The organism is Flagellimonas aquimarina, from assembly GCF_003149745.1.
GTDB lineage: Bacteria > Bacteroidota > Bacteroidia > Flavobacteriales > Flavobacteriaceae > Flagellimonas > Flagellimonas aquimarina.
In genome coordinates this window covers 1,071,936-1,098,074 of the sequence record NZ_QGEG01000001.1, presented here as the reverse complement: position 1 = coordinate 1,098,074, position 26,139 = coordinate 1,071,936, and the positions used below count along the sequence as shown (strand labels likewise).

Here is a 26,139-nt window from a genome sequence, read left to right as displayed (position 1 = left end):
AATATTTCAACTTTGCATCAAAATAAAAACCATGCTGTACAAACTTTCACATTCACAAAAATTTTTGGCCAAAAAGGCCAAGACAAAAGATGCAGAAAAATTCTATCCGATATACTACGCCTTAATGGGGTTTATGTTCGGTAGCATTCTAATACTTTCTGCCCTAAATGATTTTCTATTCTTTGGGTGGCTGAGCATCTCAATGTCAATCGTATTCGGTCTACTGTCCATTAATATCATTGGAAAGAGACAAACAAAAAAATCCAAAACAATTTAAAAACAAGAAAAATGGAAACTTTAATCGAGACAAAACAAAAAATACAATTGGTTGATGGCAGCTTTACCCCATCTGAAGCATGCGATGTCATTACATCCTTATTAAATCAGAAAATTAACTTTCATAAGCTTCAGCGTCTGTCATGGTGCGAGGGGGACAGAGATGCCAACACCAAATATCCAGATGAAAGAATAGCTGAACTGGAAAGAGAAAAAGTTATTGCAAATGAATTCATCAATAGCTTAAGAAGCGAAGGGAAAAGACTTCGTATAGATGGTATTCTTAAAATCTCTTTGGAAGAGTAAAACTAAATGGACTTACACCTTCTTATTGACAACTTAACCAACCCCGCTTTATTATTTTTCTTTCTCGGCATCATCGCCGTTCAATTAAAGAGCGATCTTGAAATCCCGCAGAATTCTTCAAAGTTTATTTCATTGTACCTGCTTTTTGCAATAGGGTTTAAGGGAGGGCTGGAACTCTCCCACAGTGAATTTAACATGGAGATAATATGGTCCCTGTTATTTGGCATTTTCTTGGCTATTTCGGTGCCGGTTTTTGCCTATTTCATTCTTAGAAGAAAATTTAGCGTTGAAAACTCTGGCGCAATAGCGGCAGCTTATGGCTCAGTAAGTGCGGTCACATTTGTGACCGCAATTTCTTTTCTAGAGATTGAAAACATAGACTTTGGCGGGCATATGGTTGCGGTCATGGCATTGATGGAAGCACCTTCTATTATAATTGGAGTACTGTTGATGGCCTTCTTTAAAAGAGACAAGGAAAAGAAAAGCAACTTTAAAAAAGTCCTGCATCACTCCGTAACAAATGGTAGTGTACTATTGATTTTGGGTAGTTTGGCCATTGGTTTTTTGGCCAATGAGCACCAAGCTGAGGGTATTAAACCATTTACTACAGATATTTTTAAAGGCTTTCTAGCAGTATTTCTTTTAGATATGGGTATTACGAGCGGAAAAAAGCTTAATGATTTTATTAAAAAGGGCTGGTTTGCCCTTATCTTTTCAATTGGTCTACCGGTAATCAATGGCTGCTTTGTGGCATGGTTCAGCCAATTTATAACGGAAAGCGTAGGAAACCGATTTTTGTTCTCCATTTTGGCAGCTAGTGCATCCTACATTGCCGTACCTGCCGCAATGCGTATAGCCGCCCCAAAGGCTAATCCAAGCCTATATGTGCCAATGGCATTGGCATTCACCTTTCCCTTTAATATTACACTCGGGATGCCACTTTACCTTTTTATCATACAATGTTTTCAACCATAAAGTCATGGCAAATGAAAAAGAAAGAACGCCCTGTTATTTTTCCAAACCACAAAGCTGATGAAACCTCCATCAAACCCTACCATAAAAACTATGAAGTAAAGCTAGGCGCCATATTCAAAATTGGAGAGCCGGCAAATAGGTCTTATCTCTATCTTAACGATTCTCTGAATGACGGTGCCCAGGACTCAGAACTAATTATTCCCGCTCATAAAATAATCAACCAAACAGTTGTAATCATTGGAATATTGGAATTGTCCAATGCAGTTCAAAAAGTGATTTTGGAAAGAAAGGACAAAAATGATTTTTACAGAGGACAAAGCAGGCTGTTTGTAAATCTTGACCAAGCCATTGTTGCCAAAGAGCTCATTCCAGTTTAAATTAGGACTGAACGGAAAACACAATTTCCTTTATCTTTAGATAAAATCTTATTGATGAATAAACAACGCTGTGGTTGGTGCGAAGGTGATTCACTCTACGAAGAGTACCATGACAAGGAATGGGGGGTTCCCGTTAAAGATGATGCAACGCTTTTTGAGTTTTTGATTTTAGAAACATTCCAAGCAGGTTTGAGCTGGATTACGGTACTGAAAAAAAGAGAGAATTTTAGAAAGGCTTTTGATAATTTTGACTATCGGAAAATTGCCAAGTATGACCAAGATAAGGTTGATGAACTTCTGGATAATCCAGGGATCATCAGAAATAAATTAAAAGTGAATGCCACAATTTCCAATGCCCGCGCTTTTATGGAAATCCAAAAAGAATTTGGCAGTTTTAGCTCATATATTTGGGGTTTTGTTGATGGAAAACCCATTAAAAACAAGCTTCAGAACTACAAAGAAGGGCCCGCGACCACACCACTTTCTGACGCCATTAGCAAGGATTTAAAAAAGCGTGGATTTAAATTTGTTGGAAGTACGGTAATCTATGCCCAAATGCAGGCTACGGGAATGGTGAATGATCACGAGGTAAGTTGTTTTAGGTATGACGAAGTTTAAGTACATATTGAAAACTCTATTTTTTTTACTTCCGTTCTTCTCTCTTTGGTCTCAGAATAAATTTGAGCAAGAGTTCAGAATATCTAAAACAGATTTTCCTTCCAATGCCTATGAACTTGTTTCTGAGCAACTTGTATCATCAAAAAGGATTCGCTTTTACAAAGAAATTGATAGCATTAAAAAGAGCTTTGAAGTAAAGTTTAAAAAAGCCCGGTTGCATTATAGCATTGAATTTGATGAACAGGGGGAACTCGAAGATGTGGAATTTAAAATCAAGGAAAATGATATTCCAGATGATAGTTGGGACATCATCAATAATTATTTTAAAAAGAATTTTCAAAAAGTACGTGTTGTAAAAATTCAACAACAATACCCCGTAGGTAACATACATCCGGAGAAAGTTATAAAGCAGGCTTTTCAAAACCTCATATTACCCTATATTAATTATGAAATTGTTTTTACTTCTAAGGATAGTGAAGGCTATCAAACCTATGAGGCTCTTTTTAATGCAGATGGTGAATTTCTAAATCTACGTAAATCACTATCGTCAACTTATGATCATGTCCTGTACTAAATGGTTTTTATTCCTCATTTGTTTTGTGTGGATATCATCTCTAAAAGCGCAAGATAACCTTACTGCATTTTGGCAACCACAGGCTGCAGTCAATTATAAAGTATCCAATACCTATTCCCATAATTTTTCATTGGCACATAGGGCCTATCTTATTAAAAATGGAGGTTTTGGATATGATGCCAGGCAAATTGATATCGTACATTTTTCCAAATTCAACCTTACTGATAACCAAAGTTTGGCCTTTGGTGTGCAATATCGGTTTCGAAATATTTTTGAAGATAAGGGTGATGAAGTTAGGTTAACCCAGCAGTTCAACTTTACAAAAAGACCTCTTGTGGTAAGGTTTGGACATAGATTCCGAACAGAGCAGCGTATTACAAAAGCTTTGACCATACACAGATTCCGATATCGTTTTGCAGTTGATTTTCCACTTAAAGGTGAAAAATTAAACATTGGGGAACCTTATTTTGTTGGCGGATTTGAAAACTTATTGAGTGTTGCAAAAGGTAATTTGCCACAATATGACACTAGGGTCAGTAGTCAATTGGGGTGGCGCGTTCAAGATGGGTTAAAAATTCAAGCTGGAATAGAATATCGCGTGGAAGATTACACTTCAACTTTTCCTCAAAATATTTTTTTCCTATTGACCAGTGTACAATTGATCCTGTAAAATTTTCATGAAAAAGTCCCTTGAAATCTCTTCTGCCCCTAAACTCTCCAGATGTTCTGTATGCACTTGGCAATCAATTAGCTTATAGCCATTTTCCTCACATTCCTGAACCATTTTAATAAATGCAAACTTAGAAGCATTTGGTTTTGCACTGAACATACTTTCTCCACAGAAAACATGTCCCAAATCCACTCCATAAAGACCTCCAACTAAAACATCACCTTCCCATACCTCAAAAGATTTGGCAAAGCCTTTCTCAAAAAGATCTAGGTATGCCAATTTCATTTTTGGAGTAATCCATGTTCCTTCTTGCCCCTTGCGTTGGACTTTTGCACAATTATCCAATACTTCCTCAAAACAAGTGTTTTGCGTTAACCTAAATTGATCGTTACGCAGTACTTTTCTCATACTTTTTGAGATTTTGATTTTGTTTGGAAAAAGAACCATTCTTGGATCAGGGCTCCACCATAAAATCAAAGCATCTTCGTTAAACCATGGAAAAATCCCACTTTTATAAGCCAAAAGCAGACGTTCAGGAGATAAATCCCCTCCCACAGCCAGAAGACCGTCCTCATTGGCAGCCTCAACAGGAGGAAATTCCAACCTATCTCCTAAAAAAAACAAAGGAAGGTTTTTTGAGTCTTTTTCCAAGATGCAATTTTTAATAAAACTACGGAAAAACGCTTACAAAATAAGAAGTCCACTTATATAAACAAGACTTCCTATCAACATAAAAATGAGGGTGTATGGTAAAATCTCCTTGGCCTTTAATTTTGTAATTCCCAAGAGTGGCAAAGCCCAAAAAGGTTGCAACATATTTGTTACCTGATCCCCGTAGGCCAAGGCCATAACCGCTTTTGGCAATGGAACGCCCAACTGCATAGCAGATTCCAATACCAGTGGTCCTTGCACGGCCCATTGACCACCACCACTTGGAACAAAAATATTTACAAGACCTGCGCTTAAAAAAGTGAAAATGGGTAAGGTTGTAGTAGTGCTTATTGACACAAAAAAATCTGAAATATCATTGATCATTCCGCTGCCACCCATAATTCCCATAATTCCAAAATATAATGGAAATTGAATAAGAATTCCTGCAGTGTCACCAATGGCCTCTTCCACTGCCACCAAAAAACTCTTAAAACTTCCGTGGAGGATAATTGCCAGGCCCAACATAAAGAAGTTGAGCATATTTGGAGTGATATTAAGGGCTTTGAGGGCCGGTAAATATTGAAGTAAAAAAGCAACTAAAATTAAAGCTCCAAAGCATGTAGCTGCTATTTTTGAGTAATCCAATCTTTCCGCTCCTACTAGATTTTCCTTCTCTACAGATTTAAATTTGTACTCTTTTAAATCAACATTACCAGGGCTTACTCTTTTCCCTAAATAATACACCGTAATGGCAATGGACAAAGCTACAACAACAAATAGAACAAGATTCCAATGACTAAATACCGTAAGCGAGGTAGAAATAGTTTCGGGCAATTGCTCCAAGAGATCAACATTGGAAATCCCCTCCAATAAGCTTTTTAAGTGTCCTGCTTCCGAAACTTTTATTGGAGCCGATCCACTTATTCCTCCATGCCAAACCATTAAGCCCACATAACCAGATGCGCCAATTAAAGGGTAATTGATGGGTATATTGTTGGCCTGGGCATATTCCCCAACTTTTCTAGCCAAAATGGCACCAAAAATGAGCCCTAGTCCCCAATTAAAAAAGGAGACCAACATTGTTGGCAACGCCACCAATAAAGCTGCATTGGAGGTGTTATTTACAAATTTGGTAATGCCCAGAATCAATCGCTCCATGGGTCTGCTCAACACCAACACATGGCCCAGAACTAAAATGAGCATCATTTGGTAGGCGAAGACCAAAAGACCATTGTTCCATATTCCATTTTCCCAATGGGAAAGAATAACTGCTAAATGATTTTTATCAGAAGTGTTTTCAGTAAAAATAAAGGCCAGTACAATAGTCAGTATTGTAAGAAGTACCGCAATTGTAAATGGGGAAGGCAAATACCTTCTAAATACATGTTCTATTGCCTTGGTAAGCCCCAAAGCCCGCTAGAATGGCAAATCGTCGTGATCTTCCTCTTTAAGGTTATCTGCAGGTTCAAAAGCTTCCATTGGTGGAACCGGCGGCATATTTTCGCCGCTTGTTTCTTCCTGTAGGTTTTCAATTCGCCAACCTTGGATGGAGTTAAAATATTTGGTTTCTCCCTGCGGATTTACCCACTCTCTGCCCCTTAAGTTTATGCTTACTTTTACCATTTGGCCAACACTGTAATTGTTGAGCAAATCGCACTTATCTTGCACAAATTCCACTAAAATATGCTGAGGGTATTGCTCCTCTGTAGTAACCACTAATTCTCTTTTTCTGAAACCATTGTTACCGTAGGTTTTGGTTTCATCAATCATTTTAATTTTTCCTTGGACTTCCATCTATGCTACTTTTCAATAAGCATCAAAAATACATAAAATGAACCCTAATAAAAACCATCCACAACAACGAAGTATCAACATATTTTTACATTTTCCGCTATCTTTAATCACAATTGTACCAAAAAATGAACTTCAACCCCAAAAAGAAGACCTCCAACATCATCCTATTGATCTCGGCATTCGTTATTGTGAGCCTTATTCTTTGGAACACCAATAGTTTCTTTAAAAATTTTAAGGAAGAAGAGCGTTTAAAAATGGAAATCTGGGCAACGGCACAGTTAGAACTTATTCAATCTTCCGTAGACCAAGAATTGGGGAACTTGACCTTAAAGGTTATGGGCAACAATACCTCTACCCCCATGATTTTGGTAAATGAGGAAGGTTCCATAAAAACACACAACATTGCTGAGGAAAAAGCAACCGACAGTGTTTACATTCAAAAAAAAATAAGACAGTTTGAAAGCGAGAACGAACCCATACACATTATTCAAGAAGGGGAACTTTTGGAAACACTCTATTATGGAAATTCTGAAGTTCTGAACAAACTGAAGTATTACCCTTTGGCCTTGCTTTTGATCATCTTTCTTTTTGGAGCAGTTATTTTCTTTTTCTTTAAAACCAACAAAGCATCAGAACAAAACAAGCTTTGGGCAGGAATGGCGAAAGAAACAGCGCATCAAATAGGAACTCCCTTAACATCACTATTGGGTTGGAACGAACTATTGAAATCTGAAAACATTAACACAGACATAACGAAAGAGATTGCAAAGGACATTAAGCGGTTAGAGACCATTACGGACCGTTTTTCCAAGATAGGGTCTATTCCAGATCTGGAAGTACACGATATCGTTTCGGAAACTGAAAAAGCCTATGAATATTTAAAACGAAGAAGTTCCAAACTCATCCATTTTTCTTTTACATCCAGTATTGATGAATTACCTGTTCTTCTTAACCCTCCTTTGTTTAATTGGAGTATTGAAAATCTTGTGAAAAATGGAATTGATGCCATGAAAGGGAGGGGAAACATTACTATAGAGATCGAGAAAAAAGGACAATTTGTCAATATTTTGGTATCAGATACGGGACATGGTATTCCAAAAAGTGATTTTCAAACTATTTTTAGTCCAGGAGTAACCTCAAAAAAGAGAGGTTGGGGGCTTGGGCTTTCATTGGTAAAAAGAATTGTGGAAGAGTACCATAAAGGAAAAATTAAAGTACTTTCGTCAAGTAAAGAAGGAACAATCATGCAAATTTCCCTTAAAGCAAATGTTTAATGAGTCATGGCAAAGGAAAAACAAATTGCAATAAAAGAAGCCGAAATTACCAATAACTGTCCTGAGTGCTTTAACCAGGAGCTTAAGCTCACCTTTTACCAGAGACATACTTACAATCCATTTTTTCATAGGACTACAGATCAGGTAACCCATGAGATAAAATGTAAGAAATGTTATTCCATAATTTACCCTGTAAACTGGACTCCGGATATTGAAAGGGTATTTGAGTATTATAATAAATTAGTGGCCCCGGATAGGACTTCAGTGAGGTTTACCACGCTTTTCTTTGTTTTACTAATACTTATCTTAGGATTGGGTGGAGCAGCTATTTATTTTTATATGGAAGGTTTTATTTAATGTAGTTTCTTATTTTTTCTGCAATAGATTCAAATTCTTCGGGGCCCATACTCTCTTTATGTGCAAAAGTTACATTTTTCATGCTATGCAATGGAATTAGATGTACATGAACATGTGGGACCTCCAAACCTATAACGGTCATTCCCACACGCTTACAAGAAATGGCCGCTTCAATGGCTTTTCCAACTTTTCTGGAGAATAACATCAGCTTGTTATATGATTCTTCATCCAAATCCAATAGTTTGTCCACTTCTTTTTTAGGAACACAGAGTGTGTGTCCTTTTGAATTTGGATTAATATCGAGAAAAGCAAAGTTATCTGAGTCCTCGGCTATCTTATAACAGGGAATCTCTCCACTAATGATTTTGGTGAAAATACTGGGCATGCTTGGTTTGGTTTGGTTTTGAACAAAAATCCCGTTAGGAACGAGATTAAATATAAGAATTATAGCACCTCCTAATCGCGTGTAATCTCCAAAATATCAAACTTTAACGTTCCGTTGGGCACGGTAATCTCCGCCACATCACCAACAGATTTCCCCAATAAGCCTTTCCCAATAGGTGAAGTTACAGAAATCTTACCTGTTTTGAGGTCGGCCTCACTCTCTGCCACGAGAGTATATTTCATCTCCATGCCATTGGTCTGGTTTTTTAATTTTACAGTTGATAAAACCAATACTTTTGAGGTATCTAATTGTGATTCATCAATTAATCTGGCGTTAGCAAGGGTCTCTTCCATTTTGGAAATTTTCATCTCTAAAAGACCCTGTGCTTCTTTTGCAGCATCGTACTCAGCATTTTCGGACAAATCCCCTTTATCTCTAGCCTCTCCAATAGCCTGTGAGGCCTTAGGCCTTTCCACATCCTTCAGGTAATTTAATTCTTCTCTTAATTTTTTTAATCCTTCGGCTGTATAATAAGATACTTTACTCATATCGTCATATTTTAATACAAGAGAACACTGAAGAAAATAGAATTATTTTCCCAATGCACTTTATGGCTACAAATACAAAAAATCCCCAACTGGCTCTATGACTGGCATAGGTTTTTAGCGAGGATTTAACGCAAATATACGTATTTTTTGCCCAAATTTGCTCAGATAACGTTTTCAAATCTACACTATGAGGCACTTCTGGGGCTGTATCTTATTGATTTTTGCTATTTCTTGTGATTCTGACAGTACTAACAGGAATCCCTTTCTTCAAGAAGTTAGTTTTAGGTTTGACTTAAATCTGAATCTTCCTCTTTATAGTGGATTAAATACCATAGGCAACCCAGTTTTTGTTGGAAATAACGGCGTGGGAACTCGCGGGGCCTTTGTTATAAAATCTGGCTTGGATACCTTTTTTGCTTTTGAAGCTAGTTGTCCCAATCATGCACCCAATGCTTGTTCCACAATGACCATTGATGGGCAAAATGTTATTTGTTCGTGCGAAAATTACACCTATAGTCTTTTTACCGGACAACAACTAGACAGACCCGATGATGGTAACCGCTATTATGATTTACTTTTCTACAGGGCAACACAAAGTGGAAATACCATAACAATTTCCAATTAGTTGTAATTAGTGAGTTCCTAATATTTTGTCCATAATCCAACTGGTGTGCAGTCCGGCGTTCCCTAAAGAAGGATGTACGGCCTTTCCTAAAAGATGATCTTTTATATTTTCCACATGAAATTGCTGAATATGTTCGGGATGGGGAATATTCATTTCCTGATGTCCTAATGCGTTCTCCAATTCAATTGGACTTTCATCAAAAACAGAAAAACTTATTTTCCCTTGAGAACCAAATATTTGAACTTTATCAATACGGTGGTAAGTTCCAAAATTCCAATTGCCCTCTCCAGTAATTCCACCATCATGAAGCCAAGCTCCAGTTACTGCATCAAATGCAGTATACAAGCCCTGTTGGTTTAAAGCAATTCCATTGGCTTCTTCAATATCTCCTAAGAGATACGTAAACAAGTCCAATCCATGACTTGCCAAATCATCAAAATAACCACCAGGAGCAATGTTTTTGTCGGTTCTCCAATTATACTTCCCACTTAAATCTATATCGCTGGGTGGTTTTGTCTTTTGCCAATGAATATGTCTGATCTCTCCTATTAGATTCTGATCTATCCATTCCTTTATTTTGTTAAATCTAGGAAGGGAGCGGCGATAATATGAGATGAAAAGAGGCAAATTTTTTATTCTGAACGCCTCATAAATGGCCAAACTTTGTTGGTAATTTGGAGCCATTGGTTTTTCTATGCAACATAGTTTTCCTGCTGCGGCCACTTGAAGTGCATAAAATCTATGCGTATCTGGAGGTGTTGCAATATAAATGGCATCAATATTTGGATTTTCTATTACTTCTTTTGCATTGGTCGTCCAATTTGGAACTCCATGTCTTCTGGCGTAATCTTCCACTTTCTCAGCATCACGCCTCATGACCATATTCACCAGAAAGCCTTCTGTCATTTGATAAGCCGGAACGCTCTTTTTCTCGGTAACATTTCCGCAACCTATAACTCCCCAACGTATAGGAAGTTTTTTAAAAGAAGTAAGGGATTCTGTCATGATCATAAAAATACAGAATCCCTTAAAACGGCAATGGCCCGTGCTAGAAATTAACGGTTGCTCCCAATATAAAGTTTATACCGGCCTGAGGATAAAATCCAGCACCTTCTACTGTACTAATAGAACCTGGATTTGAAAAATCATCATCAAAAGTGAAAAAATATCCGTTTGAAACTATGTCCTCATCAAAAATGTTATTGACCAAAGCAGAAAGTACTATACTCTTTACAAAGGAGTTCGTTTCAATAATATATTGCACATTAAAATCTGTTTGCGAATAACTTTCCAGAACGGAAGTTTCAGAATCAATATTGCCCATATACTGCTTGCCAACAAATTTTGACAGTAAGGATAATTGCAGGTTTTCGTTAGGCATGAAAGAAAGGATGTTTCCTGCCACTATATTGGGCGAATATGCAATGTGCGTATTTCCCAAATCCTCAAGCTCCCCATCTCTTTGGAAAACAAAATCGATATTTCTGTTATCACTTAGAGCAATGTTTGGCTGTACCGCAAACTTGTTTCCTAATTTAATATTTGCATCTATCTCCAAGCCTAGTCGATAGCTATCCCCTACATTGGCACGCAGCGGCGCTCCTACGTCATTTAACTCTCCCGTGAGCACTAATTGGTCCTTGTAGCGCATGTAATACATATTGGTGTTAAGTTGAAAATCTGGGGAAACATATCGCCAGCCCAGTTCAAAATCGTTTAAACGTTCAGGTTTGGGATTTCCGTTCTCATAATCATTTCTATTGGGTTCCCTATTGGCCACAGCATATGAAAAATAGAAGTTGTTGCCTTGGTTCAAATTAAAAGTGATCCCAGCTTTTGGGTTGAAAAAATTGAATGTATCATCGACCAATCCCGTATCTTCTCCATTGGCCTCATAGCTTACTCCCCTATATTGTAAATCTCCAAATATGGACCATTTACTATCTAGTTTATAGTTGGCCTTTACATAGCTGTTAAAATCAGTTTTAGTGGAGTTGTCATCATAATAACGATCTCTAATATTGCTATTGCCAGCAAAACGTGCCCAGATAACTTCTCCAAAGTGGTCCCCTTTGTACACATTATAACCACCACCAATAATTAAATCTAGATTTTCCTTCTTGTGATTTAAGGAGAGGACCGTTCCATAAAAATCATTATCCAACCACCTTCTTCTAATCAAATCTGTAGTATTTACTGCTTCTCCATTAATCGTTAGGGGCTCAAAACCATAGGTTGCAAAATCATCATCTTCTCTAAACTGCTCAAAATAACCCCTTCCTCTTGTGTAATGAAAGGCAATGTTAGAACTCCATGAAGGACTTATGCTTTCATTCCAGTGCAATTGAAAATGATCTTGTTTGTAGTTGTCCTCTTCTCTGTCATAGAATTGTGTATTCCCATTTTCGTCCGTATATATTCCGGCAGGGTTAAAAGTACGGTCCGTTCTTAATGTTTCCGCATCTATTCCAAACCACGACTGATAGGTAATCTCATGACCTCCAAAAAGCAATGCTTTTACCAAAGTATTGTCATCTTTATAGGTTCCCTGTAGAAAATAAGCATCTAGTTTTGAGCTTGCCCTATCTATATATCCATCAGAAGTAATTCTTGATAACCTTCCAGAAATTTCAACATGGTCATTAAGGAGGCCAGTACTAAACTTTAGGTTATTCCTTAAGGTATTAAAACTTCCAATAGAGGAAGACACTCTACCATAGGCCTCCTCTACAAAAGCATCTGTGAGTAAATTTAAGCTTGCTCCAAAAGCTCCAGCTCCATTTGTGGATGTACCAACTCCTCGCTGCAATTGAAGGCTTTCTGTTGATGAAGCAAAATCGGGCATGTTCACCCAAAAAGTACCCTGTGATTCTGCATCATTATAAGGAACACCATTGATGGTCACATTTACCCTAGTTGCATCGCTGCCTCTAACACGGATGCCCGTATAGCCAATTCCCGCCCCAGCATCAGATGTAGTCACCACTGCAGGTAAAAAGTTCATTAAAATTGGAATGTCTTGCCCTAGATTTCTTGGAGCAATTGCTTCCTTGTCCAAGTTGGAAAAAGTAATTGGAAATTCTTTTGTTACCCTAATAGCTTGGACCAATACTTCGTCCAGCACAATTTTTTTCCCTTCTAAAGAATCTATTGGTTTTTCTTGGGCACTGCCAACAAGTGCCAGCCCGCAAAGGGCCATAGTTGTGAATAAAGTTTTCATCCGTAAAAATGTTACGAATAAAAGGGGCCATTATTCTTGTTAAAAATTGATTTTTGTTTCAAAAGAAACATGGAAATTCCAAGATGCGCTATGCGCATTCCCTTGGCAGCATTACCCGCCCAGGTTCATTGGGTATAATCTCAGCCTTTAAAAAAGCACCCCTTTGAGATGGGGCAAATGTAGTTCCTCAAATTCATTTTTCATAGAAAAAAAACATGTTAATTAACTTTTTGCAACAATCTTTCTAATGCCTCATTTCGTATGTATTGGGAATAACACTTTGTATGTACCCCACATCTAAACGAAGATTTACCTTAAAAATAATTTCGAGTTATTTGGTTTTAGGTATCGTGGCCCTCTTAGCCTCAGTTTTCATTTATTCTGAATTCAAAAACTACAATGCTTCTCAAAACAAAGAAGAGGATAATATCAAGTTATTGAAGACAAATTCATTGCTCACAGATATTTATGAAGCAGAAAACTTATCCAAACTGGCTTTGCAGAGCAAGAAAAGGAGCAATCTAAAAGCTTATGCTCAAAAAGTAGACTCCATATTCAACTCTATAGATAGTTTAAAGCTTTTGACAACAAATGGCAATCAGGTAGTTAAATTGGATAGTGTTCAAAAGTTGTTGCAACAAAAAGTTTACAACAACGCCGAGTTACGAAAACTAAAGGTTAAAAATGAGAATAGTGCTCCCATTGACTCTTTGTTGAAAAAATTCAACAAAATGGAGGTGGATTTGGGAAGAATTACTCCGGAAACTTTTGTCCCCAATTTTGAGCAGCTTTCACCTGAAGTCCAGAAATCCATTAGAGAATATGTAGCAATCCTTAACAAAAATATTCCCAAGGACCCAGGAGAAGACCAAACCAATGCAGGTATAGATTCCGTATTGCAACTATCCAAGTCCATATTAGAGCAGGCCAAGACGAAAAACGCCAAAATAGAACGTTCCTTAATTGAGAAAGAGCTTCAAATTTACAAAGCGGATCTAGAGCTTTCCCAAAAGCTCAGGAGTATGATTTCAGCTTTTGAACAAGAAATTATAATGAGTGCCTACCAAGACAATTTAAATAAGCAGAAGGTTTTAAAAACAGGAACGCAATTAACCGTGGCAGCAGTAATTATAGGTTTTCTTTTTGTTTGTCTTTTCACTTTCTTAATCACAAAAGATTTTTGGAAGGTACAGCAATACCGCCAGCAGTTAGAAAAAGAAAAGAAATACTCTGAATCCCTTTTGAAGAGCAGGGAGCAATTGATTTCCACTGTTAGTCATGATCTAAGAACCCCTTTAAATACCATTAGTGGGTATACAGAACTTATGGAACACAGCAAATTGGATGGCAAACAGTTGCAATATCTAAAAAATGTAAAGTCTGCTTCAAAATATGTTGATGACTTGGTCAACGACCTTTTAGATTTTTCGAAGTTGGAAGCAGGTAGAATTCAAGTGGAAAAGGTTCCCTATGTACTCTCTCATCTTGTTTTAGAAACGGCTTCCAACTTTCAAGAAGTCCATCATAAAAAAAATATTGAACTTAAGTTGGAAATTGCAGAAGAATTGGGAATTCCCATTGTTGGAGACCCGTTTAGAGTACGTCAAATACTAACCAACCTCCTAGGCAATGCCTTTAAATTCACCCATAGTGGTTATGTGAAGGTAAAAGCCATTACTAAAGAAATCGCCGGCGAACCATTTATTGATATTATGGTCATTGATACGGGCATTGGTATTGAGCAAGAAAAACAAGAACTCATCTTTAAAGAGTTTACGCAAGCTGGTGATTCTATTGAAAAAAAATATGGGGGCTATGGTTTGGGTTTGACCATTTCCAAAAAATTGGCACAGCTTCTAGAGGCCACTTTACATCTAGAAAGCAAAGAAAATGAAGGAAGTGTTTTTACACTTTCGTTACCCCTGGAGTTTTCGAACACTGAAATTCCTTTTGACAAACCCAAACAAAGTAGCTTTAAACACAATTTATCCCTACTGATTTTTGACGATGACGAAACGCTATTGGGGTTATTAGGAGAAGTATGCCAAATGCATGCGATCACCACAAGAGCCTTTTCAAGTTTTGAAGATTTAGACAACATAGGTGATTTTCAATATGACATTGTTTTAACCGATATACAAATGCCTACGATTGATGGGTTTGAGGTTATTAAAAATTTACAAAACGGAAATTACAGCCACTACAAAAACCAACCTATAATTGCTATGACAGGCCAAAAAGATTTAGACAAAAGTGTTTATACAGAAGCTGGCTTCTCTGAAGTAATTCAAAAACCCTTTTCTCGTATGACCCTTTTAGATGCACTAAGCAGCACTCTAAATTCTTCCAAACCTTATCCTTTTGGACATCCTATTCTAAACACCACACAAAAGTCAAATTCCAAATTGTTCAGTGTAGAAACAATCTCCTCCTTTTTAGACAGTTCTCAAGGAATACATGAGGTTTTGGATAGTTTTCTTGAAAATACAGTGAATAATATGAATTTACTTTCCATTGCTATTGAAAATAGAAATTATGATGGAGTCAAGTCCATTTCGCATAAAATGCTTCCTATGTTCCGACAGTTAAAAGTAGATGGCATAATCCCAATACTTGAAAAGTTTGAGCATATGTCAGATGATTGCATGCAAAAGAAAACCGTTCAGGATTTAGAAAAGTTAAAACTCTCCATTTCAAATTTGGAAGAAGCTATACGTTCATTTTTAACTACACTTCCAGTTGATATTGATTGATCTTATTATAAAGTGTTTTTCTCGTTATCTGTAAAAGTTTGGCAGCCTTACTCTTGTTAAAGTTGGTCTGCTTCAAAGCACTCAGGATTTTTTCTTTCTCATAGTTGGATTTAGAAAATTTAGATTCTGATTCCATCTCTGAAGATTTCTCCATTTTTTTAGGAATTGAACTTGACATTACTACATCTCCATCTGAAAAAAGCACAGCTCGCTTTATCACATTTTTTAACTCCCTAAGATTACCTGGCCACGAATAGTTTTGCAAAGTATGCTTGACCTCATCTGAAAAGCTTATTACATTCTTGCCTAGCTCTTCGTTTGCTCTATCTAAAAAATAGTTGGCAAAGATTAATAAATCCTCGCCCCGTTCTTGCAGTGAGGGTATTTCAATAGAAAACTCATTTAACCTATGATAAAGATCTTCTCTAAAAGTACCTTCCCTTACAGCGTTTAATAAATCTTCATTTGTAGCTGTAATTATTCTTATGTCTACGATAATCTCTTTTGTACTGCCAACGCGTTTAATTTTTCGCTCTTGAAGCGCCCTAAGCAGCTGTATTTGATTTTCATAGGATAGATTCCCTATTTCATCTAAAAAAAGTGTACCTCCTTTTGCTGCCTCAAAATGACCTACTTTATCCTCAACCGCTCCCGTAAAACTTCCCCTTAGGTGTCCAAAGAACTCACTTGCCGCTATCTCTTTTGGTATGGCACCACAATCCACAGCAACAAAATTTTCATTTTTTCGCTTACTCTTATCATGAATAGCTTTGGCGGTGACCTCTTTCCCCGTGCCACTCTCCCCAGTTATTAAAACCGACATGTTGGTAGGCGCAACCAAATCTATGTACTGCTGTAACTTTCGAGAACCTTCTCCGGTACCAACAATCATATTTGATCTGTTGTTTTTGGTATACCTTTTCTTTTCTGATTCTGAAAGTTCTGCTGTTTTCTGTGTTTTGGTATTCAGTGCATTCTTGATTACCGCTAGTATGTTTTCAGGGGTAAAGGGTTTAGCAATATAATCAAACGCCCCTTTTTTTATGGCACTTACCGCAGTTTTCACCTCGGCATAGCCTGTCATTAATATAACTTGGGTTTTGGGAGAATCTGTTTTTATTGCTGAAAGTAGTGCAACTCCATCACCTTCAGGAAGTCTTACATCTGACAGTATTACATCAAAAAAAGAGGTCTTTAGTTTCTCTTTGGCCTCTTGAATGGTAAAGCTTGTGGAAATGTCAAAGTCATGCTTGATCAAAAACTTTTGAAGCATTTGACAAAAAGCGGTATCATCCTCAATGATTAAGATTTTGGGCATATCTCAGTATCTAATATACGATACTGAACTAGGATGGGACTTCAACCGCATTGTAAAATTATCATAAAAAGGAGAGGCCCACCAATGCGGACCTCTCCTTAACCAAACTAACCTAACACGATTAATCAAATTTGTACTAAATCTCTATCCAATTCCCTTCGGAATCTGCATATAAAGTGCCAGAAGTACCATCTTCCAATGACAATTCCAATTTGAATTGATTTGATTCATTTTTATAAGCTTTATTAACAGTGGCTGTTGGATAATCTTTTGCAACAGCAGCTGCAATAGCCTCAGGAAGGTCAGAAACACTTATTTCTTCAAAATCCTGTGCTGTACTTACTACTGTAGTTTCGTCTGCTTGTAGTTCAGCAGTTTCTTCTTGGGCACTAGCTGTTAAACCAACAAAAGATAAAACAGTTGCAAAAATCAATTTTCTCATGATATATTGTATTTTAAAAATTAAACTTGATTATCTATATGAAAATCCAGTGCCAGCATTCAAAATAGCACAGGAATCATTTTAACTACTTTATAATCAGATAATTAAAAACCAATGTAATTATGTGTCACTGTGTAATTGTGGGTAAGGAGTTATTCTGAATGTATATTTTTTATACAAAAAAGGCTGCCTAAGCAGCCTTTTCAATTTTGCCAATATCTTAAACCCCTTCTATGGAGATAAGATTTAAAATGATATTGGCGGGAATGGACAACGCACGGTTAGTGTTCGCATAGCACCATCCAAATTATTTTCTTTTCCTTCCTCTATATTCTTTATTCAAATAGGATGCCACTAAAAAAATGGATAGTATAAAGGACAGAATACTTATAACCAATACTATTTTATAGAGCATTATTTCTGATTTCTATTAATTGGACACATTCATTTGAATTAGGTCACAAAAAAAGGTCGCACTATGTACGACCTTCAACCAAATCAACCAACCAAAATAATCTAGGCAACCACGCCTAGATATGCCTTGTATCTTTTTAGTAAAACCTTAAATTCTGCCTTTACCATACTATTCTGTTTTCGTATCTATAATTAAGACACGTTTATAATAGTTTGGTCACATTAAAAACAAAAAAAAGACCGCGATCGCGGTCTTTTTTTAAGTTTATTATCTTTTTCTAAGCTTGATGGGTTGATTTTAAAAGGTCATTTACCGTTTTTACCGGATTGAAGGTCACTAATGGCACTTCTACAAAAATGGTGTTCCAAAAAGCCATGGCGCCATTCCAAAGTCCCGGAAGTTCCAATGCTTTTAACTCTTTTCCCTCTTGGGTTTTACCTGTTATAAAACCTTGTTTTGGATCAACAAAGTCCAAAAGCTTGTACTTTTCCCCTTTATGATTCCTTACTCCACATATTAAATCTACGGGATTAAAGTGGGTTGAATTCTTTAACGTGGCAGCTTGCTGCTCATTATTCATATCTATTTGTGCAGATTCTATTATTTGGAGCGAAACATTTGCATTCGTATCGCTTACCCAGAATGGACCTCCACCTGGCTCACCTTCATTTTTAACCATTCCGCATACTCTAATTGGACGATTAATTTTATCTTTTAGGGCCGAAACCTGCTCTTCAAAACTCATTTGGTCATGATTTTCTGAAAAACGTACATTTAATTCTTTCTCCAGAAACCTTTTTATCGTCTCAATTTGAGCTGAAGAAATATTCTCATTATTAAGTGCCTTGGCATATTCAAACGCTTTGGATTGAGCTTTTAACAATACCCCCGCCAACATTTTTTTGCTATTTGCAACGGTTTCCAAATTCTTGTCAACTACAACATTATCAATGTTCTTGATGAAAATAACATCTGCATCTTGGTCATTCAGGTTTTCAATCAATGCACCATGCCCTCCCGGTCTAAAAAGAATTGAACCATCACTATTCTTAAAAGGCTTATTCTCCATATCCACAGCTATTGTATCCGTGGATGGTTTCTGATTGGAGTAAGAAATCCTGAATACGGTATCGGTAGCTTTGGAAACTTTTGGGCTAACTTCTACATGTTCTTTTTTGAACATTTCATCGTGTTGTTCTGATATGGTAAAATGAAGATTGGCGTTTCCATCTGTTTTTGCATATAGTGCGGCTTCCTTTAGGTGCTCTTGAAAAGGAGTTACTCTAGTAGAACCATATTTATGGAAAGGCAAAAGACCTTTGGGGTAGAAGCCATAATTTAGGCCATCTGCCACTAGCATTTCTTTCACAAACAAATACACTTCCTCATCTTTGTTGGCACCCTTGTCTTTAATCCTATCCATTATCAACTCATAAAAAGGCAAGCTGGTCATTTTTTCCGAAAGCTGTTTTACCGCTTTATCCCCAGTCCGATCAATATATTCAGCAAGTGTTTCTTTTGAAGAATCATAAACCTCCAAAAAATTGAACATGGCCTTGAACATGCGGGATGCCGCTCCAGATGCAGGCACAAATTTTAGAAGATCCAATGTTCCACGGGAATCTTCAAAATATTGAACCAAATCTACCTGTTCCTCTTCCGAAAACCTTAAAATTCCATCTGAGACAACGGCTGCCCTAACCAGCTTTACAAATGGAATTCCTTCTTTAAATGTTTCAATTTGGTTGAACACTTTTTCTTTGGAAATTCCTTTTTTTTCTAGCTGTTCTAAATCTCTTTGACTTAAGTCGATCATATTTTAGAGGAGTTTATCAATGTGTTCGATTGCGGTTGAAAGTCGTTGTGCCTTATCTCCCTTTAAAATAACAAAATTCCTATCATATTTCTCCAAGGTTTCTTTAAAATAAGCAAACATTTGTTCTCGCTCATTAGGCTTATCTCTCAAATCATCTGCTTCCCATGGAGTATCTATATAAGTCAAAAAATACAGGTTGTATGTATTCTGCAAAGCATACTTTTCTAGAATTGGGTCGCAATGTCCAATATAATATGCTTCAGAATATACTTTTGTTTCTAACAAATCAGTATCACAAATAAGCAAATCAGTGGCTTTTTTTGTTAGTTCATTTTCTAATCGAATTTGCCCTTCGGCAATTGGAAGAAGATCATGGGGCTCACATGTTTTACGTTCATTGTTCCATTTGTTTTGCAAATATTCGCGTGCATACTCCGGCACCCAAACCGTATTGTAATGTCTGGCCAGTTGCTGCGAAATGGTCGTTTTCCCTGTAGATTCAGGGCCAAAAAGGACTACTTTAACAAGGTCTGAGGGCTCTTGCCCAAGCTTTTTTTCCATAAAAAATACGCTTGTATTGCCAAAATGGTGAAAATAAAATATTGTAATGATAACATCCCCCAACCTCTATAGGCATATAAGGGAACTGTAATTATGTCTGCTACGATCCAAAGTGTCCAATTTTCAATTTTCTTTTTTGCCATATACCACATCCCCGTAAAAAATAGCCCCGAAGTGAAAATGTCAATGTAATTTGAGCTTTCAATGGCTATTCCAGAAGTTTTATATACTGCATATGTGATGGCCATAGTCAATAAAAACAACCCAAAACCAATGACTTTTTCTTTAGTATTTGTTCTGGAAATTTTGACGATCTTTTCATCGTTCTTTTTTCTTGACCAATTCCACCAACCATAAATACTCATTAGGGAAAAGTAGAAATTCATCATCATATCGCCATAGAGGTCATCCTTCAATAAAAGATACACAGAAATTATTGTGGCTATCAACCCGGTTGGATATACCAATATGTTTTCCTGTTTTGCATACCACACACTTGCAATTCCCGTAACAAAAACTATTGCCTCTAGGATGATCACATAGGTTTCCTTATTGCGATAAGCATCTAGGAAAAAATCAAAAATGTGGCTCATACTGGCTTCTGTCCGATTTTACAATCTTCATGCTCAATACCACATGTTCTATATTTTCAAAACTTTGCTTTATCTCCTTTTGAAGCAATTCCATCACTTTATCATAATCACCATAGACCTGAGTGCTCAATGGGTTTTCCAAAACGGTAAGCTCAGATTCCCGTAATTTTTTGATAAAATCTATGATTGGAGGTTCAAAGTTATCCTGAAGAGGAGTCAATGTAAGTTCAGCAGATATCTTCATGGGTTAGCAAAATTTTCATGGGCAAAGCTACAAAAAGCAAACTGTCAACTCCCCATTAATTTAAGCGCGTAAGCACATGTAAATCCTTCAAACTCCAAAAACTCCACATCATAATGAGATTTTTTCCCTTTGTACAAAATCTCTGCCACCGTCCTACTGTCATCAAATGTAAAATCCATAACATCTATATGTCGTAAAAAGCTAAGTCCTTTTTGGGCATAAATCTTATAAAGAGATTCTTTGGCGCCCCAAACCATGGTCAATTTTCTAATTATGGCATCTGTATTGGCCAAAGTTCTATACTCCTGTATTGGTGTAAACTTATGTGCAATTCGAAGGATTTTATCTCGTTGCATCTCAATATCGATTCCTACCTCATCCGTTTGGCTAACAATAATACCTGTAAAATTATGAGAGTGGGTTATTGAAATATGATTGCCATCTTTTAAATGGGGCTTACCTGCCCCATCATAAAACAAATCACTATCTGTATAACCTGTAATCGCCAAAAGATGTCTAATGCTCAAAAATGCCCGTCTGTGGGCTTCAGATTTCATGCCGTCCATTCGGTTTTGACAATGTGGTGTTAGCACAATCCCTTCAGATAATTCTTCTTCAGGTTCGGTAACCTTCCAAATGTATACGGATGTAGTGGGCGAAACTGTTATTGTTTTGTAAATGGGCACGACTGAAAGTTAAGTAATTTGTACCTTTGCTGACTATTAAAGCGAAGCTACAAAAGTAAATCAATAAAAAGATATGAGCACTAAAACAATTCCTTACGTACCATTTAAGGTCAAGGATATTTCCCTAGCGGATTGGGGACGAAAAGAAATTGAACTTGCTGAAGCGGAAATGCCCGGTCTTATGGCATTGCGAAAGGAGTACAAGAATGAACAGCCCCTAAAAGGCACCAGAATTGCTGGTTGTTTGCACATGACAATACAAACTGCCGTTTTAATTGAAACTTTGGTTGAATTGGGTGCGGATGTTACCTGGAGCTCTTGTAACATTTTCTCCACTCAAGACCACGCCGCAGCCGCAATTGCTGCCGCAGGAATTCCGGTCTATGCATGGAAAGGAATGAACGAAGAAGAGTTTGATTGGTGTATTGAGCAAACTTTGTTCTTTGGTGAAGACAGACAGCCGTTGAATATGATTTTGGATGATGGTGGAGATTTGACAAATATGGTCCTAGATCAATACCCCGAGTTGGCAGTAGCAATCAAAGGGCTTTCTGAGGAAACTACTACAGGGGTGCACCGTTTGTACGAAAGAGTAAAAAATGGAACGTTGCCCATGCCCGCCATCAATGTAAATGACTCTGTTACCAAATCCAAGTTTGATAATAAGTACGGCTGTAAAGAAAGTGCAGTAGATGCCATTCGCCGTGCTACCGATACCATGCTAGCTGGAAAAAAGGTTGTTGTTGCCGGTTATGGTGATGTTGGCAAAGGAACTGCTGCTTCTTTTAGAGGTGCTGGTGCAATTGTGACCGTGACTGAAATTGACCCTATCTGTGCATTGCAAGCATGTATGGATGGCTATGAAGTGAAAAGATTGGAAACCGTTGTTGGCAAAGCAGATATTGTTATTACTACAACAGGAAATAAGGATATTATCCGCGAAGAACACTTCCGTGCTTTAAAGGACAAAGCCATTGTTTGTAACATAGGGCATTTTGACAATGAAATAGATATGGCATGGTTAAATGGTCAATATGGCCATACCAAAGATGAAATTAAACCTCAAGTAGATAAATATACTATTGAAGGCAAGGATATCATCATTTTGGCTGAAGGCAGGTTGGTAAACCTTGGTTGTGCGACTGGGCATCCTAGTTTTGTAATGAGTAACTCATTCACCAATCAAACCTTAGCTCAAATTGAACTGTGGAATAATAGTGACAAGTATGAAAATGATGTCTATATGCTTCCAAAGCATTTGGATGAAAAAGTTGCCAAACTGCATTTGGAAAGGTTAGGTGCTGAGCTCACAGAACTTAAAGAAGATCAGGCAGAATACATTGGCGTAACTGTTGAAGGTCCGTATAAACCTGAATATTACAGATACTAGTCTTTTTTAGAATAAATTCAAGAATAAAACCCTTGCACAACCGCAAGGGTTTATTTTTGCGATATTTACCGCAGCAACGATTATATCATGAACATTATCTTAACAGGCGCTACCGGAACATTGGGGTCACAAATACTCTTCTCTTTGCTTGAAAGCAGATTTGAGTCTTTGGAAAAGATATACCTAATCGTTCGTAAAAAGAACTTGACCTCACCAGAGGAAAGGATCTACAAAATGCTGGAGAGCAATGTTGTTTCTGAATTTATTCACAAACATAAAACCGAAATAACCGATAAAATCAAGGTTGTTGGAGCTGAATGCATCCTTGAGCCACATACTTTTCTTCAAAAAAACAAAAAATACCATTTTATACATTCAGCGGGTTATGTAAACCTATCCATAGACCCAGAAAGCAAGGAAGAGATTTTTAAAGAGAATCTAACCTTTACTCAAGACATATTCAAAGTTTACGCCCCATATCTTGCAAAATTCATCTATATCAGCACTGCTTTTTCTATTGGAAAATTAGGCGGAATTCTAAATGATAATTATGTGAATACGGAGCAAAATGATTATCGGAACTATTATGAAGCTTCAAAACATGCAGCGGAAAAATTTATAGTGAAAGCAGGAGCAGCATCCAATATTCCCATTCAAATATTAAGACCTAGTGTCTTGGGCGGAAACATATTGGACAAACCAAGTTTCTTTATTTCAAAATACATGGTGTTCTACCTTTTTGCCAAGTTCTTTTACCGAAATACCTCGATAGATTCCGTTAGGATACAGGCAAACATTGACAGTAAGCTTAACATTATTCCAACAGATTATGCTGCAAAGGTTATCACCAAAGTATTTGACACAGATGTTGAACAACTCAATATTGTCAATTCTGAAGGCACAAATATTTTTAACGGTATCGCCAAAATCCTAGAGACGGTCAATTTTAAAAATTTTAGACTCACCCAAGAGTTAATGGATACTGCCTCAGAATTTGAAAGCTCTTTAGAGCAATTTTACTATGAGACCATTGGCATTCACCTAACCCCTTATTTAACTTCAAAGCCCTATGAATGGGATACTAGCTTGTTAGAAAGTATTCTACCTATACCCAAGTACAATTTAGAGGATTATTTGGTATCTACTGTGGAATTTGCCAAGACCAATGGATTTCGAAATCAAAGGTGGTAGGTCTTCGCAAATGATTCGTTCCAAAAGGAAATGGCTGTTGCTTTAGAGCATTTAGTGCAGGTATTGTCACATATCCAACCAACGTTTAAAATTTGTAGTGCGCTCCCTTGAAACAATGATCTGCTCTTCTTCTTTGGGCAGTAATTTTAAAAGTAATCGACTATTAAAATAACTGTGAATTTCAACAACCGCTTTTACAGAGACCATAAACTTGCGATTGATTCTAAAAAAGTGGATGGGATTTAAAATATTTTCCAATTGATCAATGGTATACTCAATGGGATAGGATTGTCCGTTATGCGTCTGTAGACAGATCAACCCTTCATTCGATTTAAAATATGCTATATCCTCCACATTGAAAGATCTAAACTGATTTCCAACCTTTACCATAAACCTGTGCTTGTATTCCTTATGAAAAAGTTGTTTTAAATGTTCTAGGTTATCTGTAGAAGTATGCCCGTTTCTCGTAACATTTTTTTTAAATTTTTCAAGAGCTGTTTTTAAATCGGTTTTTACAATGGGTTTTAATAAATAGTCCACTCCGTTGTATTTGAACCCTCTGATTGCAAACTCATTATAGGCCGTGGTAAATATAACAGGGGGGTGATCAGAAATATCATCTAAAATGTCAAATCCATAGCCATCATTGAGTTGGATATCTAAAAAAATCAAATCAGGGCGATCATTCTTTTTAAACCACTCTACGCCACTCTCAACAGAATTTAAACTAGTAACCACATCTATTTCTGGCGCCAGTTCTCCCACCAATTTTGCCAATCGCTTGGAAGCAAATTCTTCGTCTTCAACAATTACTGCTTTCATTTTATGATACGGCTACAAGGTTTGTCTTTGTAATTTCTTTACTCAAAAGCGGAACAATTACTTCAAAGTAATCTTCTTCCTCTCTGATCAATACCAATTTATTGGTATAGTATGAATACCTTTTTTTAATATTTTCCAATCCTAGTCTTGTTGTCTCATGCTTCAACACTCGTTTTCTAAGATTGTTTTTAATTGCCAAAGCATTGTTTTCTATGGAAGTAATTGAAATTTGTAATGGTTTTTCTTTGGAATATAAATTATGTTTTAAGGCATTTTCAATTAACATCTGTAAAGTAAGGGTGGGTATCTGAAACTGTTCTGGAGAAACCTTTATATCCGCTTTTATCACAACCGCGTTTTTATGTCTCACCTCCATCATAAACACATAGGCATCCAAAAAATTCAATTCCTTTTGCAAACTAACCAAATCTTCTTCTTTATTATCCAAAATATAGCGATAACTAGATGCCAATCTAGTTACAAAATCAGAAGCTAAATCCCTATCCTCGTACATTAAGGAAGTTAGTGTGTTTAAACTATTGAATAGGAAATGCGGGCTTATCTGACTTTTTAGGGAAGAATATTTTGAAGCCAACATTTCCTTTTTTAAATGCTCCATCTGTTCTTCCATTTCCTCCTTTTGTTTCATAGAAAAATAGAAAAGATTTACCATGACCACCGTTGAGCCAATTAATCCAGCCCTGAGAAAATCACTCATAAATTCTGCAACTGGATCCTCGCAATGAATACCTATGGTATCTCTAAAGTGAAACAGGGCCAAATAATAAATAACTGCACTCAATGGCAATAACAAAGCCATAGTCTGCCCAAAAATTTTAACACTGTTTTTTAAGTTCAGTTTTCCCCGTTCACGCTCCTTTTTTATCAACCAGTCATTGAACTCCCAAGTAACCATAAAAAATAAAAAGGCGGTACTATAGTAAAAAAGACTAGTTGGCGCAAAAAAAGTATGTAGTTCTTCCACTTCATGATTAACGGTGGTTTTAATCAAAAAATAAACCACGTTGACCACCATCCATCTAAACAAAAATTTCTTTAATCCAGCATTTTTGAATATCTCAATTGCCATTTGCTAAAGATACATAAGACTCTAAAATGACTATGCTACCTATCATTGAATTGCCAAAAAAGGATTTAAACTGCATTTAATCGCCATTTAACTGCATATGGCCATTAACCTATGGGGTTTTTACATTCAACAGATGAGCTAACACTTCAATTTACAAAAGAACAGCCC

At 36.8% G+C, this 26,139-nt stretch carries 29 protein-coding genes; 13 read left to right on the top strand and 16 right to left on the bottom strand.

The window, feature by feature from the left end:
- The first annotated feature begins 31 nt into the window (after positions 1–31).
- The 7 genes from DKG77_RS05050 to DKG77_RS05020 are packed head-to-tail and all read left to right on the top strand — an operon-like array spanning position 32 to position 3,796.
- Positions 32–277: a hypothetical protein gene (locus DKG77_RS05050; protein WP_109660791.1), complete on the top strand. Its 246-nt coding sequence runs from the start codon at positions 32–34 to the stop codon at positions 275–277.
- 11 nt (positions 278–288) lie between these two features.
- A complete protein-coding gene (locus DKG77_RS05045; RefSeq protein ID WP_109660789.1) occupies positions 289–582 on the top strand; it encodes a hypothetical protein in 294 nt (97 codons plus the stop codon).
- Positions 583–588: 6 nt separating this feature from the next.
- Positions 589–1,557 (top strand): sodium-dependent bicarbonate transport family permease, encoded by a 969-nt coding sequence (locus DKG77_RS05040; protein ID WP_109660787.1) that lies wholly within the window; start codon positions 589–591, stop codon positions 1,555–1,557.
- A gap of 11 nt (positions 1,558–1,568) precedes the next feature.
- On the top strand, positions 1,569–1,934 hold the full coding sequence (locus tag DKG77_RS05035; RefSeq protein ID WP_133248418.1) for a hypothetical protein: 366 nt from the start codon (positions 1,569–1,571) through the stop codon (positions 1,932–1,934).
- A gap of 54 nt (positions 1,935–1,988) precedes the next feature.
- Positions 1,989–2,552 (top strand): DNA-3-methyladenine glycosylase I, encoded by a 564-nt coding sequence (locus DKG77_RS05030; RefSeq protein WP_109660784.1) that lies wholly within the window; start codon positions 1,989–1,991, stop codon positions 2,550–2,552.
- On the top strand, positions 2,539–3,126 hold the full coding sequence (locus DKG77_RS05025; RefSeq protein ID WP_109660782.1) for a hypothetical protein: 588 nt from the start codon (positions 2,539–2,541) through the stop codon (positions 3,124–3,126). Before DKG77_RS05030 ends, DKG77_RS05025 begins: the two co-directional genes overlap by 14 nt.
- On the top strand, positions 3,113–3,796 hold the full coding sequence (locus DKG77_RS05020; RefSeq protein ID WP_243414847.1) for a DUF2490 domain-containing protein: 684 nt from the start codon (positions 3,113–3,115) through the stop codon (positions 3,794–3,796). The genes DKG77_RS05025 and DKG77_RS05020 overlap by 14 nt, the downstream gene beginning before the upstream one ends.
- Here DKG77_RS05020 and aat read toward each other — a convergent pair.
- Genes aat through DKG77_RS05005 form a run of 3 tightly spaced genes read right to left on the bottom strand, consistent with a single transcriptional unit; the run spans position 3,767 to position 6,241 of the window.
- Complete coding sequence (aat, locus tag DKG77_RS05015) at positions 3,767–4,447, bottom strand: leucyl/phenylalanyl-tRNA--protein transferase (RefSeq protein ID WP_243414846.1); 681 nt, start codon at positions 4,445–4,447, stop codon at positions 3,767–3,769. The genes DKG77_RS05020 and aat overlap by 30 nt on opposite strands.
- A 33-nt stretch (positions 4,448–4,480) precedes the next feature.
- Positions 4,481–5,857: a short-chain fatty acid transporter gene (locus tag DKG77_RS05010; RefSeq protein WP_109660778.1), complete on the bottom strand. Its 1,377-nt coding sequence runs from the start codon at positions 5,855–5,857 to the stop codon at positions 4,481–4,483.
- A 6-nt stretch (positions 5,858–5,863) separates the two neighbouring features.
- Complete coding sequence (locus DKG77_RS05005) at positions 5,864–6,241, bottom strand: DUF3127 domain-containing protein (protein WP_109660776.1); 378 nt, start codon at positions 6,239–6,241, stop codon at positions 5,864–5,866.
- A 125-nt stretch (positions 6,242–6,366) separates the two neighbouring features.
- Here DKG77_RS05005 and DKG77_RS05000 point away from each other — a divergent pair, with 125 nt between their 5' ends.
- Complete coding sequence (locus DKG77_RS05000; protein ID WP_109660774.1) at positions 6,367–7,515, top strand: sensor histidine kinase; 1,149 nt, start codon at positions 6,367–6,369, stop codon at positions 7,513–7,515.
- Positions 7,516–7,521: 6 nt separating this feature from the next.
- Entirely contained in the window at positions 7,522–7,872 is a 351-nt protein-coding gene (locus DKG77_RS04995; protein WP_109660772.1) for a hypothetical protein, read from the top strand.
- Here the strand turns inward: DKG77_RS04995 and DKG77_RS04990 are convergent.
- Positions 7,865–8,257 (bottom strand): HIT family protein, encoded by a 393-nt coding sequence (locus tag DKG77_RS04990; protein ID WP_109660770.1) that lies wholly within the window; start codon positions 8,255–8,257, stop codon positions 7,865–7,867. The two genes, DKG77_RS04995 and DKG77_RS04990, sit on opposite strands and share 8 nt — an antisense overlap.
- 71 nt (positions 8,258–8,328) lie before the next feature.
- Entirely contained in the window at positions 8,329–8,805 is a 477-nt protein-coding gene (gene greA / locus DKG77_RS04985; RefSeq protein WP_109660767.1) for a transcription elongation factor GreA, read from the bottom strand.
- A 187-nt stretch (positions 8,806–8,992) separates the two neighbouring features.
- Here greA and DKG77_RS04980 point away from each other — a divergent pair, with 187 nt between their 5' ends.
- Complete coding sequence (locus DKG77_RS04980) at positions 8,993–9,430, top strand: Rieske (2Fe-2S) protein (RefSeq protein ID WP_109660765.1); 438 nt, start codon at positions 8,993–8,995, stop codon at positions 9,428–9,430.
- A gap of 6 nt (positions 9,431–9,436) precedes the next feature.
- Here the strand turns inward: DKG77_RS04980 and DKG77_RS04975 are convergent, their stop codons facing one another.
- Together DKG77_RS04975 and DKG77_RS04970 are read right to left on the bottom strand one after the other, a co-directional pair.
- A complete protein-coding gene (locus DKG77_RS04975) occupies positions 9,437–10,435 on the bottom strand; it encodes a Gfo/Idh/MocA family protein (protein ID WP_109660763.1) in 999 nt (332 codons plus the stop codon).
- A 43-nt stretch (positions 10,436–10,478) separates the two neighbouring features.
- Positions 10,479–12,650 carry a TonB-dependent receptor gene (locus DKG77_RS04970; RefSeq protein ID WP_109660761.1) on the bottom strand — a complete coding sequence of 724 codons (2,172 nt, stop codon included), beginning with the start codon at positions 12,648–12,650 and terminating at the stop codon, positions 10,479–10,481.
- A gap of 284 nt (positions 12,651–12,934) precedes the next feature.
- Here DKG77_RS04970 and DKG77_RS04965 point away from each other — a divergent pair, with 284 nt between their 5' ends.
- Positions 12,935–15,403, top strand: a complete 2,469-nt coding sequence (locus DKG77_RS04965) for a hybrid sensor histidine kinase/response regulator (RefSeq protein ID WP_109660759.1) — start codon at positions 12,935–12,937, stop codon at positions 15,401–15,403.
- Here DKG77_RS04965 and DKG77_RS04960 read toward each other — a convergent pair.
- The 7 genes from DKG77_RS04960 to DKG77_RS04930 all read right to left on the bottom strand — a co-directional run bounded on the left by DKG77_RS04960 (position 15,378) and on the right by DKG77_RS04930 (position 21,478).
- Positions 15,378–16,721 carry a sigma-54-dependent transcriptional regulator gene (locus DKG77_RS04960; protein WP_109660757.1) on the bottom strand — a complete coding sequence of 448 codons (1,344 nt, stop codon included), beginning with the start codon at positions 16,719–16,721 and terminating at the stop codon, positions 15,378–15,380. The two genes, DKG77_RS04965 and DKG77_RS04960, sit on opposite strands and share 26 nt — an antisense overlap.
- Before the next feature lie 136 nt (positions 16,722–16,857).
- A complete protein-coding gene (locus DKG77_RS04955; RefSeq protein ID WP_109660755.1) occupies positions 16,858–17,163 on the bottom strand; it encodes a hypothetical protein in 306 nt (101 codons plus the stop codon).
- Between the two features lie 692 nt (positions 17,164–17,855).
- Positions 17,856–19,394: a DUF4301 family protein gene (locus DKG77_RS04950; RefSeq protein ID WP_109660753.1), complete on the bottom strand. Its 1,539-nt coding sequence runs from the start codon at positions 19,392–19,394 to the stop codon at positions 17,856–17,858.
- A gap of 3 nt (positions 19,395–19,397) precedes the next feature.
- Positions 19,398–19,955 carry an AAA family ATPase gene (locus DKG77_RS04945; RefSeq protein ID WP_109660750.1) on the bottom strand — a complete coding sequence of 186 codons (558 nt, stop codon included), beginning with the start codon at positions 19,953–19,955 and terminating at the stop codon, positions 19,398–19,400.
- Positions 19,910–20,548 (bottom strand): nicotinamide riboside transporter PnuC, encoded by a 639-nt coding sequence (pnuC, locus tag DKG77_RS04940; RefSeq protein ID WP_109661450.1) that lies wholly within the window; start codon positions 20,546–20,548, stop codon positions 19,910–19,912. The genes DKG77_RS04945 and pnuC overlap by 46 nt, the downstream gene beginning before the upstream one ends.
- Positions 20,532–20,792 (bottom strand): YkoF family thiamine/hydroxymethylpyrimidine-binding protein, encoded by a 261-nt coding sequence (locus DKG77_RS04935; RefSeq protein WP_109660748.1) that lies wholly within the window; start codon positions 20,790–20,792, stop codon positions 20,532–20,534. Before DKG77_RS04935 ends, pnuC begins: the two co-directional genes overlap by 17 nt.
- Before the next feature lie 44 nt (positions 20,793–20,836).
- A complete protein-coding gene (locus tag DKG77_RS04930) occupies positions 20,837–21,478 on the bottom strand; it encodes a 4'-phosphopantetheinyl transferase family protein (protein ID WP_109660746.1) in 642 nt (213 codons plus the stop codon).
- A 73-nt stretch (positions 21,479–21,551) separates the two neighbouring features.
- Here DKG77_RS04930 and ahcY point away from each other — a divergent pair, with 73 nt between their 5' ends.
- Positions 21,552–22,868, top strand: a complete 1,317-nt coding sequence (gene ahcY, locus DKG77_RS04925; protein WP_109660745.1) for an adenosylhomocysteinase — start codon at positions 21,552–21,554, stop codon at positions 22,866–22,868.
- Between the two features lie 87 nt (positions 22,869–22,955).
- Positions 22,956–24,059, top strand: a complete 1,104-nt coding sequence (locus tag DKG77_RS04920; RefSeq protein ID WP_109660744.1) for an SDR family oxidoreductase — start codon at positions 22,956–22,958, stop codon at positions 24,057–24,059.
- A 66-nt stretch (positions 24,060–24,125) separates the two neighbouring features.
- On the opposite strand, the gene DKG77_RS04915 is transcribed toward DKG77_RS04920, so the two are convergent.
- Both DKG77_RS04915 and DKG77_RS04910 read right to left on the bottom strand, forming a co-directional pair.
- Positions 24,126–24,881 carry a LytR/AlgR family response regulator transcription factor gene (locus tag DKG77_RS04915; RefSeq protein ID WP_109660742.1) on the bottom strand — a complete coding sequence of 252 codons (756 nt, stop codon included), beginning with the start codon at positions 24,879–24,881 and terminating at the stop codon, positions 24,126–24,128.
- A gap of 1 nt (position 24,882) precedes the next feature.
- A complete protein-coding gene (locus tag DKG77_RS04910; RefSeq protein WP_109660740.1) occupies positions 24,883–25,971 on the bottom strand; it encodes a sensor histidine kinase in 1,089 nt (362 codons plus the stop codon).
- Positions 25,972–26,139 lie beyond the last annotated feature (168 nt).

Coding starts and splice junctions, on each gene's coding strand:
- DKG77_RS05050 (WP_109660791.1), top strand. CDS start 32: ATGCTGTACAAACTTTCACATTCACAAAAATTTTTGGCCAAAAAGGCC.
- DKG77_RS05045 (WP_109660789.1), top strand. CDS start 289: ATGGAAACTTTAATCGAGACAAAACAAAAAATACAATTGGTTGATGGC.
- DKG77_RS05040 (WP_109660787.1), top strand. CDS start 589: ATGGACTTACACCTTCTTATTGACAACTTAACCAACCCCGCTTTATTA.
- DKG77_RS05035 (WP_133248418.1), top strand. CDS start 1,569: ATGAAAAAGAAAGAACGCCCTGTTATTTTTCCAAACCACAAAGCTGAT.
- DKG77_RS05030 (WP_109660784.1), top strand. CDS start 1,989: ATGAATAAACAACGCTGTGGTTGGTGCGAAGGTGATTCACTCTACGAA.
- DKG77_RS05025 (WP_109660782.1), top strand. CDS start 2,539: ATGACGAAGTTTAAGTACATATTGAAAACTCTATTTTTTTTACTTCCG.
- DKG77_RS05020 (WP_243414847.1), top strand. CDS start 3,113: ATGTCCTGTACTAAATGGTTTTTATTCCTCATTTGTTTTGTGTGGATA.
- DKG77_RS05005 (WP_109660776.1), bottom strand. CDS start 6,241: ATGGAAGTCCAAGGAAAAATTAAAATGATTGATGAAACCAAAACCTAC.
- DKG77_RS05000 (WP_109660774.1), top strand. CDS start 6,367: ATGAACTTCAACCCCAAAAAGAAGACCTCCAACATCATCCTATTGATC.
- DKG77_RS04995 (WP_109660772.1), top strand. CDS start 7,522: ATGGCAAAGGAAAAACAAATTGCAATAAAAGAAGCCGAAATTACCAAT.
- DKG77_RS04990 (WP_109660770.1), bottom strand. CDS start 8,257: ATGCCCAGTATTTTCACCAAAATCATTAGTGGAGAGATTCCCTGTTAT.
- greA (WP_109660767.1), bottom strand. CDS start 8,805: ATGAGTAAAGTATCTTATTATACAGCCGAAGGATTAAAAAAATTAAGA.
- DKG77_RS04980 (WP_109660765.1), top strand. CDS start 8,993: ATGAGGCACTTCTGGGGCTGTATCTTATTGATTTTTGCTATTTCTTGT.
- DKG77_RS04975 (WP_109660763.1), bottom strand. CDS start 10,435: ATGACAGAATCCCTTACTTCTTTTAAAAAACTTCCTATACGTTGGGGA.
- DKG77_RS04970 (WP_109660761.1), bottom strand. CDS start 12,650: ATGAAAACTTTATTCACAACTATGGCCCTTTGCGGGCTGGCACTTGTT.
- DKG77_RS04965 (WP_109660759.1), top strand. CDS start 12,935: ATGTACCCCACATCTAAACGAAGATTTACCTTAAAAATAATTTCGAGT.
- DKG77_RS04960 (WP_109660757.1), bottom strand. CDS start 16,721: ATGCCCAAAATCTTAATCATTGAGGATGATACCGCTTTTTGTCAAATG.
- DKG77_RS04955 (WP_109660755.1), bottom strand. CDS start 17,163: ATGAGAAAATTGATTTTTGCAACTGTTTTATCTTTTGTTGGTTTAACA.
- DKG77_RS04950 (WP_109660753.1), bottom strand. CDS start 19,394: ATGATCGACTTAAGTCAAAGAGATTTAGAACAGCTAGAAAAAAAAGGA.
- DKG77_RS04945 (WP_109660750.1), bottom strand. CDS start 19,955: ATGGAAAAAAAGCTTGGGCAAGAGCCCTCAGACCTTGTTAAAGTAGTC.
- pnuC (WP_109661450.1), bottom strand. CDS start 20,548: ATGAGCCACATTTTTGATTTTTTCCTAGATGCTTATCGCAATAAGGAA.
- DKG77_RS04935 (WP_109660748.1), bottom strand. CDS start 20,792: ATGAAGATATCTGCTGAACTTACATTGACTCCTCTTCAGGATAACTTT.
- ahcY (WP_109660745.1), top strand. CDS start 21,552: ATGAGCACTAAAACAATTCCTTACGTACCATTTAAGGTCAAGGATATT.
- DKG77_RS04920 (WP_109660744.1), top strand. CDS start 22,956: ATGAACATTATCTTAACAGGCGCTACCGGAACATTGGGGTCACAAATA.
- DKG77_RS04915 (WP_109660742.1), bottom strand. CDS start 24,881: ATGAAAGCAGTAATTGTTGAAGACGAAGAATTTGCTTCCAAGCGATTG.
- DKG77_RS04910 (WP_109660740.1), bottom strand. CDS start 25,971: ATGGCAATTGAGATATTCAAAAATGCTGGATTAAAGAAATTTTTGTTT.